Origin of the sequence: Mesorhizobium intechi, from assembly GCF_002879535.1 — a bacterium.
In the GTDB taxonomy this organism is placed as follows: Bacteria; Pseudomonadota; Alphaproteobacteria; order Rhizobiales; family Rhizobiaceae; genus Mesorhizobium; species Mesorhizobium intechi.
The window spans coordinates 1-12,825 of sequence record NZ_PNOT02000191.1 but is presented as its reverse complement, the minus strand read 5'-3'; the positions used below and the strand labels follow the sequence as shown (position 1 = coordinate 12,825).

Sequence of the window (12,825 nt, the reverse complement as noted above, 5' to 3'; positions counted from 1 at the left end):
TAGATCATCTGCAATTCACGCAGATCGTCCTTTGATCGGTCGGCAAGCCTAGGCGCGAGCGTGCGTCCGGCGAAGGTGATGCTGCCGGCGATCGGTGGCAGCAGCCCCGTGATTATTCGGGCGAGCGTCGATTTCCCCGAGCCAGATTCCCCGACGACAGCCAGCGTTTGGCCGGGGTGGACGTCAACCGAGACGTCCTGCAAAACCTTCACGACATCGCCGCCATAAGCGGCAGTGACATTCCCCACGGACAACAGAGGCTTGGGCGTGGGTTCCTTTTCCTCATGCTCGATCGAACGAACCGACACCAACGCCTTGGTATAGTCCATGCGTGGCGCCTCGATGACCTGTCGTGTTTCCCCGTGCTCCACCATCTTACCATCCCGCAACACCATGATCTCGTCCGAGACCTGGGCCACCACGGCAAGGTCGTGGGTGATGTAGAGAGCCGCGACGCCGGTGTCGCGGATTGCGTCCTTGATGGCGGCCAACACATCGATCTGCGTGGTTACGTCGAGAGCCGTGGTCGGCTCGTCGAACACGATCAGGTCCGGTTCGGAACAAAGCGCCATCGCAGTCATCACGCGCTGCAATTGGCCGCCGGAGACTTGATGTGGATATCGGGAGCCGATGCTCTTGGGGTCGGGCAAGCGGAGTTTAGTGAACAGGGCCTGCGCGCGCTTCTCTGCCTCCGCCCTGGTCCCAAAGCCATGCAGAATCGCTGCTTCCACGACCTGGTCCATGAGCCGATGAGCGGGGTTGAACGCGGCAGCAGCCGACTGCGCGACATAACAGACCTCGCTTCCGCGCACCTTCCGTAGACCCCGAACGCCGCCCTTGAGGATGTCGCGACCGTTCAGCAACACCTCGCCGCCGGTGATACGCACTCCGCCGCGGCCATAACCCATTGAGGCAAGGCCGGTGGTTGACTTTCCGGCGCCGGATTCACCGATCAGTCCCAGAACCTTGCCGCGCTGCAATTGCAGCGACACCCCGTCCACGATGGTGACGTCGCGCGGCTTCTCGCCAGGCGAATAGACGGTCGCCTCGACCTTGAGATTCCGGATGTCGAGCAGAACGCCAATTTCGCGCCGCGGCTTTGCATGAATCTTAACCATCATTCCCGTCCTCCCTTGAGACTGGCGGTACGAGTAAGCACCCAGTCGGCGACGAGGTTGACGGATATGGACAGCGTCGTGATCGCAGCCGCCGGAATGAGAGCGGCAGGTATTCCGAAGATAATGCCGTCTTTGTTCTCCTTCACCATGCCGCCCCAATCCGCTTCCGGCGGTTGCACGCCAAGGCCGAGGAACGAGAGCGCCGAGAGGAACAGCACCGAAAAGATGAAACGCAGGCCGAGTTCTGCCACCAGCGGAGATAGTGCGTTGGGCAGGATCTCGCAGAAGATAATCCAGCCGAGACTTTCACCGCGCAACTTAGCTGCTTCAACAAAGTCCATTGCGTTGATGTCGACAGCAACTGCGCGCGAAAGTCGGTACACGCGGGTGGAATCGAGGATGCCCATCACCATTATCAGGGTGACGGGGTTCGACGGTAGCACCGAGAGAACGACGAGACCGAAGATCAGGGTGGGAATCGACATCAAAAGGTCGACGAAGCGCGACATGAGCGTGTCAAACCAGCTGCCGACGACGGCTGCGGTGAAGCCGAGGATCGATCCCAGCGAGAAGGACAGCGTGGTCGCCAGCGCGGCGATGACCATGGTGGTGCGGGCGCCGTAGAGCATGCGCGACAGGAGGTCGCGGCCGAGATTGTCAGTCCCCAGCCAGTGCGCCCACGATAGCGGCTCCCATACGTCGCCCACAATCTCGCCATTGCCGTGTGGGGCGATCCATGGCGCGAAAAGCGCGGAGACCACGAACAGCCCCGTCAGGGTTAGTCCAATCAAAGCCCCGAGCGGGATTGTGCGAACATATCTAAGCGTGACCGCGGTCATTTCGGATGCCTCAAACGCGGATTGGTGAGAATGGAGGCGATATCGGCGACGATGTTCAGGCCGATATAGACGGCGGCGAAGATGAGGCCGATCGCCTGAACCACCGGCACGTCACGCTTGGTGACGTGATCGACGAGATACTGCCCCATACCCGGATAGACGAAGATTACCTCGACCACGACGACGCCGACGATGAGATAAGCGAGGTTAAGCATGACGACGTTGATGATCGGCGCGATGGCATTGGGGAAAGCATGCTTGCGGATGACGTTGAAGGCCGACAGGCCTTTCAGTTCCGCCGTCTCAACATAAGCAGACTGCATGACGTTGAGGATAGCAGCTCGCGTCATGCGCATCATGTGCGCCAGAACGGCCAGCAGCAGAACGGTCGCCGGCAGCACGATAGCCTTCAGTTTATCGAAGAACGGCATGCCGTCATAGACGGTCGAGATCGATGGGAACCATTGCAAGTTCACGGCAAAAAAGAAGATCAGCACGTAGCCGATGAAGAATTCCGGTAAGGAGGTCGAAGCAAGTGCGAGGCCCGAGATCGTCTTGTCGACCAAGCCGCCCTGATAGCGAACAGCAAGCAGTCCGAGCAGAATGGCGAGTGGAACCGCCACTGCGGCAGCTGAGAAGGCGAGGAACAGCGTGTTCCATAGCCGTGGCATCAGTGTCGCGGTGATCTCCTGCCGCGAGGTGAGCGCGGTACCGAAATCGCCGGTCAAAACCCCCCCCAGCCAGTGGAAGTAGCGCACGGTGGCGGGATCGTTGAGGCCAAGTTCGCGGCGCAGATTGACGACGGCCTCGGGCGTCGCCGCCTGTCCGAGGATTGACTGGGCTACGTCGCCTGGGAGGATTTGGGTGCCTACGAAAATCAGCGCGGAGACGGCGAAGAGGAGCAAAATGCCTAGCGCGATGCGCTGGGCAACCAGCGTCAGAATGGCAGAATTCATAAACACTCCGTTCACGCTTCGAGCAAGCATTGCACCAATGCGGAGGCATTGTCCTGAGGGGTGACTTCCTCGCCGTTGTGGAACTGGATACCTTTGAGGACCTTCATCGTCCGGGTCTTGCCGTCCATCGACGAGCTGATTTCCTCGGCGATGCGATATTCGACGCCGAGGTCGGGAGGCGGTTCGATCAGTAACTCGCGCCACCATTTTCCGCAGACGAGGGGGACCGTACCAGGTAAGGACGTTTGGTCGCGGCTGTCCGTCGCTGCGCCGCCCTGGAGGCCAGCCTTCAGGAAGCCGCCGTTTCGGAGCACCTGCGCCTTCGCGGCGCCAGCAAGAAGCGTACTGGCGGGCGCGAGGTTAAGGCCTAACGCAGATGAAGGGCCGAGAAATTCACGTCGGCTGAGCCGGCCTGCAGCGACGCAGCGGCTGAGATAGTCGACTTTCTGCGACATCGAGATCCTCCCTATTGCCAAGCGCCCTGACTTTTGTGATGCTACTAAGCTCAGTGAGCCGCTTTTCATCAATTTCTCTTCCAAGGGCGCAGGAAACCGGCATTTTCTTAGCATCCGCGCACTAAGGCGATTATCCTCATTTTTCCAGTGATCGAAGGGATCGGACGAGCGCGATTATGGTTTCTTGCCCAACACCAGAACCGGATTTCGATTCCCCTTCGGGGCGCACGCGCCAGCCGCATCGGCAGAGAAAATGATCGCGGCGGCTAGCGCTCAGGCAGCGCGCCTCAAAAGACGTCTGGCGCGCCGAACGCAAGGAGCGGACGTCAGCGCCAACCAACGCTGCTCAGCACCATCTCCTGAATGGCGACGCCATGGTCATTAATTGCACCTCTGCCGACCAGGACAACGCCTAGGGATCGCCTTCGCTTACGCACCCAAGCCGGGCAACGGTCATAGAAACTGTGAAACAATTTCTTCCTAACACGCGTGAGCATCGTCCCCAAAAATGAGGCGCCTACAAGCACTCTGACCTCTGCATTGAACCTCAAGTTTCATGCACCAGAATATTCCACAGAAGGCGCGACGTCGCGGAACTCATGCCGCATAGTGTCCACCTCCCAAGATCAGAGCATTCCGCCCAGCTAGCGGAAGCCGCGCAAATAGGCAGGACCGTAGAGGCCGCGCTCGGCGGTTAGATTGGCGAGCGCCTCGGGAGTCGCCTGCTGGCCGAGGATCGCTTGCCGCAACTCTCCGGCAACGTTGAGTGCCAGCGAAATTCGGATCGAGGGAAGAAAGGGCCCACTGCGAAGCGCACCCACTCGAAGGCATTAGGCCGTGAGCCAGCATTTGTTGAAGGCGAAACCGTCCATCAGACCTGTGCGCCGTCCGCTAACATAGCCCCCAACTTTATCGGAGATTGCGTCGATTTCCTGTGCGAACATCGGTGCGATCACACCGCCCTCGTCCCGAACGATGATGGCCATCTCGCGATAGAGGTTCTTGCGCTTATCCTGATCGAGTTCAGCGCGCGCCTCGATGAGAAGTTTATCGAATTTCTCATTGAAGAAATGCGTGTCGTTCCAGGGCGCCGTGGATAGATAGGTAGTCGAGTATGTCTGATCCTGCGTCGGGCGACCGGACCAGTAGGTGGCGGAAAAAGGCTGCTTTAGCCAGACATCAGAGAAGTAGCCGTCGTCCGGTTCGCGCTTGACCTCAATATTGATACCGGCCTTGGCGCAGCTCTGCTGGTAGAGCTGTGCGGCATCCACAGCACCCGGGAAAGCCACGCCGGAGACCCTAAGCGGGATCGGACCGTCATGGCCGGACTTTTGATAGTGGAACTTGGCCTTGTCTGGATCGAAAGCACGCTGCTCGATATCCTCGGAGAAGAGCGGATAGGCGGCATTAATCGGGAAGTCGTTGCCGAGCGTGCCGTACCCACGCAGGATCGTGTTGAGCATCTCCTCGCGGTCGATGGCGAGCTTTAGCGCCATCCTCAGATCGTTGTTGTCAAATGGCGCGGTGTGGCAGAACATGTTGAAGCAATAGTATGCTGGACCCGACATGGCCTCGACCTTGAGGTTCGGCACGCGCTTGATCATATCCACGACCTTGGGGTCGACCCTGTCGATCATATGCACCTGGCCGGCCTGCAGCGCAGAGATGCGGGCCGTGTTATCGTTAATGGCTAAGAGCTCGACTTGGTCCGCGAAACCCATCTTGTCTGGCTGCCAGAAATTGGCAAAGCGCTCGCCGCCGGCGCGGATGCCTGGCTCGTTCACTGCCACTTTGTAGGGGCCTGCGCCGATGCCGGCAGTCGGGTTGTCCTTGCCGCCGTTCGGCTGAATGATGAGATGATAATCGGTCATCAGATAAGGAAAGTCAGCATTGGCACCCTGCAGCGTCACGACCACCTCGCCGCCCTTGGACTTGATTGTATCAATGCTCGTCAGGAGGCCTTGCGCGCCGGATTGTGACTTGGCGTCAGAATGACGCTCGAGCGTTGCCGCCACATCTTCCGCAGTCACGGTCTTGCCGTTGTGGAACTCCACCCCCTTGCGGATCTTAATCGTCCAGGTCTTCGCGTCCTTGGACGAAACGATTTCTTCGGCGAGGCGATTTTCCAGTCCGCCCCCGGGTAGCGGCACCACAAGATACTCGCCCCAGCAATTGCCGAACATTGATATAAAGGTCGAGGCCGTCGCCGGATCGAGACTGTCGGTTGCCGCAGCGCCGCTAAGGCCGGCCCTGATGATACCGCCGCGGACTGGCCCCTGCGCGCGCGCAGCGCTGGCAAGCATCGAATTGGTGAACGTCGCCGAAACGCCGAGCGCCGCAGCACGTCCGAGAAATTCACGTCGGCTCAGCCGACCTACAGCTAAACAGCGGCTCAGATAGTCGAGTTCCTGCGACATCGAGATGCTCCTCACTGCGATGGGTTACCCTGTGAGCTACATGCAAGCCCTATTCGATAGTATCAACCCACTGAAGCGCCTTATGGAGAAAAATCTCTATAAACGCAGGAAACCGGCGTTCTTTCTATTATTCGCGCACAGTACCGTTTAATTCAGGTCTGGACTCAAATCGGCGTGACGCCTCCGCGCATTGTAACCGCTGTTCTCAGGCCACGGCCTTGAGTGGCGCGGGGGCATAGGCCCAGGGCAGCAGGTCGTCGAGCTGGCTTTGCGGATGGCCTGCGACGATGCGGGTGATGACGTCGGCGAGGTAGGCGTACGGGTCGACGCCGTTGAGTTTCGCGGTTTCTACGAGCGAGGCGATGGTCGCCCAGTGCTCGCCACCGCCGTCGGAACCGGCGAAGAGCGCATTCTTCCGATTGAGGGCGATTGGCCTGATCGAGCGTTCGACGACGTTGGAGTCGATCTCGACGCGGCCGTCGTCGAGGAAGCGACCAAGTCCGGCCCAGCGCGAGAGCGGGTAGCGGATTGCTTCAGCGAGCTTGCTCTTCTGGCTGACCAGGGCGAGCTTCTCGCGCAGCCATGGCTGGAGGGTATCGATGATGGGGCGGCTTCTCTCCTGGCGCGCGGTGCGCCGCTCTTCGGGCGAGCGTCCCCGTATCTCGTTCTCGATCTTGTAGAGCTCGGCGATGCGCTGGAGCGCCTCCGTGGCGATCGGCGCGGGCCCGGACTGGGCCAGTTCGTAGAAGCGTCGACGGACATGCGCCCAGCAGAACGCCAGGCTCACGGCATTGCGCTCGGCCAACGCCCGGTATCCGGCGTAGCCGTCGACTTGCAGGATCCCGACGAAGCCCTGAAGGTGCCGCAGTGGCTGTTCGGCCTTGCGGTCGGGTGCATAGTGATAGGCGACGCCAGGTGGAGCGATCCCGCCCCAGGGGCGATCGTCGCGAGCATAAGCGAACAGCTGGCCCGTCTTGGTGCGGCCGCGCCCGGGATCGAGCACCGGCGCCGTGGTCTCGTCGGCGAAGAGCTTCCCGGACGCCTTCAGCCGCTCGAACAACCGCTCGTGGATGGGGCGGAGCAGGAAAGCCGCCTTGCCGACCCAATCGGCAAGCGTCGAGCGATCCAGGTTCACGCCTTGGCGGGCGTAGATTTGCGCCTGGCGATACAGGGGAAGATGGTCGGCGTACTTGGAGACCAGCACATGGGCGACGGTCGCCTCAGTCGGGATGCCGCCCTCGACAAGCCGTGGCGGAGCCGGTGCCTGCACCACGACCTCCTCGCAGCTCCGGCAGGCGTATTTCGGTCGGCGCGTGACGATGACGCGGAATTGGGCCGGCACGATGTCGAGGCGCTCGGAGCGATCCTCGCCCATGACATGCAGCATTCCCTTGCAGCACGGGCAGATCTTGTCGGGAATGTCGATGATCTGCTCGATACGCGGCAGATGCGCGGGCAGTGATCCACGGTTGGCGCGGCGCTTCCTGGCGCGAGCCTCGCGCTTGGCAGTATCGGCGGTGTCCTCCGCGGCGAAGCCTTCAGCCTCGATCTGCTCGGCCTCTTCCAGGCCCAGCAGCAGCTGGTCGACCGGCAGGCTCTCTGCCCTGCGGCCGAAGCGGTGGCGCTGCAGTTCCTTGATGATCTGGCGCAGCCGCTCGTTCTCGGCGCGCTCCGCCGCGAGCATCGCCTGAAGCGCGATCGGATCGTTGGTCTGAGGCTCGGCCGGGTTGCTCACAAGGCCGATTCAATCATGCATTCCAATGCTTTGCCAGCGCCTCTAGCCTCCCATGGAATCAACTTGCCGCGACCGGCGCGCGCGTCTCGCGGGCGTCATGCACGCGCCGCCAATCCAACCCTTCCAGGAGCGCCTGCAATTGCGCCGCCGACAACCTCACCACGCCATCGGTGATGGCAGGCCAGCAGAACTTCCCGTCCTCCAGACGCTTCGCCAGCAGGCACACGCCGGTGCCGTCGAAGTACACCAGCTTGACCCGGTCGGCGCGCTTGGCCCTGAAGACGTAGACCGCGCCAGAGAACGGATCGGCGCCCATCGTCTCGCGCACCAGCACCGCCAGGCCCTCGGCCCCCTTGCGGAAGTCCACCGGCTTCGTCGCGACCATCACCTTGACCACACCCGTCGGCCCGATCACGACGGCGCCTTCAGCGCACGCCGCCACCGTCCTGGCGTCGGCGCCACGACCGACCCGCATGGCGACGCCGTCAATCTCCAGCTCTATCACGCCGGTTTCTCGCGCGGCCTTCCGCTTCCGTGTCGATCTCGCGCGCTTCCCCGCCGGTTCGGGCTCCTGTGCCGCGACCACCGCTGGAACAAACAACGGCTCCGGTGCCGGCGCATTCGCCAACGGCACCCGCGCGGACCGGCGCCAGGCGAACAGCTGCTGCGGGGACAATGCATGTCGCCGAGCCACCGCGCTCACGGTCTCGCCAGCATCGTAGCTTTCCGCCACGATCCGCGCTTTCTCCTCCGGCAACCATTCGCGCCGCCGTCCAGAACCCGTGAATATCTCAAGCCGTCGAACCGGCTCCTCGTCCCTGGACTTAAGCGTAAGCTCTGAAATCGTCATGTGTCGAAGCCCTCAAAGGCTCCGAGCATCGTCGCTCACGACAACGCGCGAAAGGTGCCAACGGGACAGCGCTTACCGCGCATTGCGGTGAATGCGGCGACCATCTCCCCTCCGGAGATGCGGCAAAGCAAGGCCGAACGCAGCCCTTACCTCTTGGTCAACGTCTCGGTGCTCGATTGGCCTTATGAACTCCGAGACCACAATAGCATCGCGGTTGTGGTGCCGATGAAAACATCTCGGTCCTCCCGATCGCAATGCCATCAAGACCCGAGTGACCACCTACAACATCGCAGCACACGCAGCCGATCTATACGTTGGACGCGGCGTGACATCCTGGCTGCACGCGATCGACTTACCCAGCAGCAGAGAGCAGCGCATCCCATCATAGTCCTTAGCTCTCCAATTCATCTCGGATGGCGCGGAACGCCGCAAATGGATCAAACGGGAGGGGTTTGCGGACCTGGTATACGTGGTCAGGCCACTGTGAGCGTTTCTCCGGCAATTTGTCACGTTGGTGGGAGAGTTTCACCACCGCGAAGTCCGCCTCAGGATCAATATAGATTATTTGGCCACCATATCCCCACGCAATATAGGCTCCTCTCTCTTGATCCTCGATCCAGAAAGTATTGTGATAAGCACCGTTTGGCAACTCTGATCTCTCAGATACGCTCGGATTTCCGAACAACTCAAATAGAAGAGGCTTAGGGCGTCGTGTCGTCTCGATCCATTCAGATGGGACGATCTGCCTCCCGTTCAGTCTGCCGCGGCGCAGATGCAGAAGCGCGAAGCGTGCAAAGTCACGAAGTGTGGCTTGGAACCCCCCGGACGACATTGCGAAACGGGATTTGTCTACGATTTGGCAGGCGTCTTCCTCCGCTCCCATCGGCCCCCACAATTCACTGCTGTACAGCTCCGGAAGAAACTTGCCGGTTACGCGCTGCATGATGAGCCCCAGCAGGTCGATGTTGGGGTCAAAATACGCGAACCGTGTGCCGTGCGGCGCCTCCTGATCCGTTATCCGCAGTATGGCCTGCCATACGTCGGCTGGAGCGTCAGGATGTGCCTCGGCGGGGCCGAAATACCCTGATGCTACGCCGTAGTTGAAGTAATCGGTATGTGGCACGTACCATGACCCCTTCATGGTCGCGCCCGCAGTCATGTCCAGCAAGTTCTGCACAATGGCGCCGCGATATGCGGTTGCTTCAAGTTCCGGCAAATACCGTGTTACCAGACTTTCAGGGTCGATGAGCCCCTTGTGGACAAGGATCCCGAACACCGTCCCCGTGATGGACTTCGAACCCGATCTGGCGATGTGCTTCGAGTGCGGCTCCATGCCATTCATGTATGTTTCGAACACGATCTCGCCGCGATGCAGAACCAGAAACCCGTCAGTATAGTCGCTCTCGAGATATTCGCGAATTGTGGCGCGCCGGCCGTCTCTGGACGCTATTTCGACGTCACCAATATCCACAAGCCGCCGTGGAAGCGGCAGGACCGGTCCTGGCCCCCGCCAAACCTTGGCGGTTCGCGTATATTCGCTTACGTGTGAAAATGTCCAGCTGCTGTAAGGCCAATAGGACCACTCATCCGCCGGGATCATGGGTGCGCCTAACCTCGGATCGAGCTGCCATGACTGGGGATCGGACTGCGATGACTTGCCGGCAACGCGGCGGCTGAGACCATCGAATTCCTGCGACATCGAAATGCTCCTACCTCTAAGTGTGGCCTAGATAGATTGACCTCATCTCCTTTATAGCAATGTTCGACGGACTGCTTCGCTCGCACGACATCTCGTCAACGCTGGAAATCGGCGTTTTCTTGCTGCCTACGCAGTGCGACACGCCATCCAGAGGGGACCCGAGACCGAGACGGTTTCAATATGATCGATTCGGCCGGGTTGGGTCTTGAAGATTGTTTGCCCACAGCCACGGCATGCCGAGCGAATTACGGGAAGAGTCCTAACGAGGAACGCTTCCTCAATCTGGGGGTCGGCTCGGTCTTGACGAAGAAATGGTAAGCATGCGGTCGACCATCATGTCCAACACGTGAGCGCGCGCCGCTCGATACCATCCTCAATCTCTCGCCAGGCTGGTTGACCCGGCAAGCCGATCGCGGCGTCGGTGGGTGTCTTGCAGACCTTGAACCTTGCCAAGGAACCGCAGGCCGTGACCAGTCTTTCGGCGCACGCACGCGAACGCGTCGTTGAAGCGCAGATTGAACCCGCAGCTCATTTGATGAGTGAAGGGGGCAAGGTATTCATTGCCATTGGTGAAAGCTTTGCCAAGCATGAGAACGTGAAACATTCCAACGGTGAGTATGTTCGTGACGCCGTCCACGTCAATTCAGTAGAGAGCTTCGACTCCCGCGTCCGCCGTACCATAGCCGGTGTCTTTCATATATCAGCCCGAGCATGCCGACCTGTATTTCCATGAAATCGGCTTTCGCTGGGTCCCAGCGCGTCGTCAGAGGAAATGCCGTTATTCCCGCCGCCACGGTCGTCAGATGCGTCGAAGCCCGAACGGCGGCCTTGTCATCAAAATCAGCAACAGTTTTCTTTGGTTGACAATGGCCGCGATCATTTCTCCATCAGTGGCTGAGTTGGCCGCACCATGCGGAGCTGATCCCAAGCTTCCAAGCGCTTTCGCGTCGAGGGCCAGTCTGCCTCAGACACCTTGACAATAAGAGCTTCGACAAATGCGGTTGCGCAGACCAATGTATCCCATGCGGTCTCGATTTCGCTCGGCAGGGCAATAATATGATCACAATGACGTGCGATTGGCGACATCCATTTATCAGTGATCAGTATAATTGACAGTTTTCGGTTATTAGCAACCACTTCAGCAAGTGACACCAAATCTCTCTGGTATCTACGAAAGTCGAACATAATAAACACATCATTTCTACGCATCGCCAAGAGGAAATATGGCCAATCCTCAACATCATTCGGCAAGTGATGAACTTCAGATCTTATCTGCTTGAGGTGAGTTGAAAGTAATAACGCGATATTACCACTGGCACGGCCGCCAACAACAAATATATGTCGATTAGGGTCGGCAACGAGTGTTAGGATTCGATCGAATTGTTCTTGGGGGATACGTTCGCCCATCTCTTGGAGGCGTTGTGCGGCGCGCGACGCATAGTCAATAAGAAATGCGCTGCCATTGTGAAGCTTTTCAGTTGTCTTCAGCTCCAGCGGAGAGCGTCCGCTTTCTCGCAACTCCGCTATTAATTGGCGTTGAAATTCTTGGTAGCCGGCGAAACCTATCTTGCTGACAAAGCGTGTAATCGAGGGTGCGCTGACACCTGTACGCTCCGCGAGCTCCTGGATAGTGCGAAGAGCGCCGAATGGATAATCTGCCAGGATTGCGTTGCCAATCTTTCGCCCGCTGGCAGTAAAATTAGCGCTCTCCCGCCATATTGTTTCTCGCACGGTCACTTTGATGGCCGATCTAATTCACTCATTGGTGCTTGCATAGCACTTATAACCCGTCGCACACCATGAAAGAATCATATCAGGAGGGAAATGTGAAGCGGCTTTGACCGACATTATTCGTCTCTTCGGCTGCGTAGTCTGCCCCATTGAGTGGCGCTGAACAAAGTATGGCTTTTGAGCCGTTTGCCAGTTGACAGCTAATTGCAATTAAAGGGCCGAAACACAACGAGAGGGACTGAGGGTTTCGCACAAGCGGCCCAAGCGCAGGCGACAAATGCAGGGCCGCCTTCGCGACCCTGCGCCCTTCAACTCCCGAATCATTCAGGAATTAGCCTGCAACGCGGCCGAATTCGGCCATCATGTCATCGGTCGAGAGGATGCGACAGTAATGGCCATCCATGGCCTCGATTGATCGCGCGTGCCTATCTTCCTCTTCAGCAGCGCAGCAGTCCTCAATCTGGGTTACCAGGAAGCCGCGATCGGCGGCGTCACGCACCGCTGTCTCGACGCACTGGTCAGTTGAAACACCGTATATCACCAGATATTCAATGCCCAGATTGCGCAGTACGTATTCTATATTGGTGCAATTGAAAATCCCTGACGCCGTTTTTGGGATGACAATCTCGTCACCGACGGGACCAACTTCCTCGATGACTTTCGCTTCCCAGGAACCTTTGGGATGGAACAGCCCGGAAATCTTGTGGTCGAGGCTAATGTCCCGCCCATTCTGTGTGTAAGCCTCGATAGTCGTGTAAATGATCTCGACGTCTGCAGCGCGAGCCGCTGCCTGCAGCCGTTTCTGGTTAGGAATTACGACACTGTCGAGTCGGTCTAGAAATGACCGCTTGTGCGCATCCGGCGAGCCTGGGATCTTTGATTGAGCCACTAGCTCTGGACTCCATTCGGCATTCTGCATGTCAATAGACAGCAGTGCAGTCTTCTTAGGTTCTATCGGCCGCAGTCGGTCGGACGGACTGGCGGCTTTGAGCGAAAGTTTTTGCATAGAAAGCACCTTTCTGGGT

10 protein-coding genes and 3 pseudogenes are annotated in these 12,825 nt (G+C 59.1%); 1 reads left to right on the top strand and 12 read right to left on the bottom strand.

The window, feature by feature from the left end:
* From C1D09_RS16290 to C1D09_RS16250, 10 genes and pseudogenes are all read right to left on the bottom strand, one after another.
* A partial coding sequence (locus tag C1D09_RS16290) for an ABC transporter ATP-binding protein (RefSeq protein ID WP_143975274.1) occupies nucleotides 1-1,118 on the bottom strand: 1,118 nt, incomplete at its 3' end.
* On the bottom strand, nucleotides 1,118-1,957 hold the full coding sequence (locus C1D09_RS16285; RefSeq protein WP_143975273.1) for an ABC transporter permease: 840 nt from the start codon (nucleotides 1,955-1,957) through the stop codon (nucleotides 1,118-1,120). The genes C1D09_RS16285 and C1D09_RS16290, both read right to left, overlap by 1 nt.
* Nucleotides 1,954-2,913 (bottom strand): ABC transporter permease, encoded by a 960-nt coding sequence (locus tag C1D09_RS16280; protein WP_143975272.1) that lies wholly within the window; start codon nucleotides 2,911-2,913, stop codon nucleotides 1,954-1,956. Before C1D09_RS16280 ends, C1D09_RS16285 begins: the two co-directional genes overlap by 4 nt.
* 11 nt (nucleotides 2,914-2,924) lie before the next feature.
* Entirely contained in the window at nucleotides 2,925-3,368 is a 444-nt protein-coding gene (locus tag C1D09_RS16275; protein WP_143975271.1) for a hypothetical protein, read from the bottom strand.
* Between the two features lie 650 nt (nucleotides 3,369-4,018).
* A pseudogene (locus tag C1D09_RS34355) lies at nucleotides 4,019-4,145 on the bottom strand (ABC transporter permease); the annotation flags it as partial.
* Nucleotides 4,146-4,198: 53 nt separating this feature from the next.
* Nucleotides 4,199-5,785: an ABC transporter substrate-binding protein gene (locus C1D09_RS16270; protein WP_143975270.1), complete on the bottom strand. Its 1,587-nt coding sequence runs from the start codon at nucleotides 5,783-5,785 to the stop codon at nucleotides 4,199-4,201.
* 205 nt (nucleotides 5,786-5,990) lie between these two features.
* Complete coding sequence (gene tnpC / locus C1D09_RS16265) at nucleotides 5,991-7,469, bottom strand: IS66 family transposase (RefSeq protein ID WP_143975276.1); 1,479 nt, start codon at nucleotides 7,467-7,469, stop codon at nucleotides 5,991-5,993.
* A 109-nt stretch (nucleotides 7,470-7,578) separates the two neighbouring features.
* A complete protein-coding gene (gene tnpB / locus C1D09_RS16260; RefSeq protein ID WP_425463421.1) occupies nucleotides 7,579-7,905 on the bottom strand; it encodes an IS66 family insertion sequence element accessory protein TnpB in 327 nt (108 codons plus the stop codon).
* 57 nt (nucleotides 7,906-7,962) lie between these two features.
* Nucleotides 7,963-8,370 (bottom strand): annotated as a pseudogene (tnpA, locus tag C1D09_RS34350) (IS66-like element accessory protein TnpA); the annotation flags it as partial.
* Between the two features lie 391 nt (nucleotides 8,371-8,761).
* The gene (locus tag C1D09_RS16250; RefSeq protein ID WP_143975269.1) at nucleotides 8,762-10,069 is read right to left on the bottom strand and encodes a serine hydrolase domain-containing protein; all 1,308 of its coding nucleotides are present in this window, start codon (nucleotides 10,067-10,069) and stop codon (nucleotides 8,762-8,764) included.
* A 466-nt stretch (nucleotides 10,070-10,535) separates the two neighbouring features.
* Here C1D09_RS16250 and C1D09_RS16245 point away from each other — a divergent pair.
* Nucleotides 10,536-10,933 (top strand): annotated as a pseudogene (locus C1D09_RS16245) (transposase); the annotation flags it as partial.
* A gap of 12 nt (nucleotides 10,934-10,945) precedes the next feature.
* On the opposite strand, the gene C1D09_RS16240 reads toward C1D09_RS16245, so the two are convergent.
* Together C1D09_RS16240 and C1D09_RS16235 are read right to left on the bottom strand one after the other, a co-directional pair.
* A complete protein-coding gene (locus C1D09_RS16240; protein WP_143975268.1) occupies nucleotides 10,946-11,806 on the bottom strand; it encodes a MurR/RpiR family transcriptional regulator in 861 nt (286 codons plus the stop codon).
* 325 nt (nucleotides 11,807-12,131) lie between these two features.
* On the bottom strand, nucleotides 12,132-12,825 hold a 694-nt coding region (locus C1D09_RS16235), incomplete at its 5' end, for a cysteine hydrolase family protein (protein WP_342780237.1).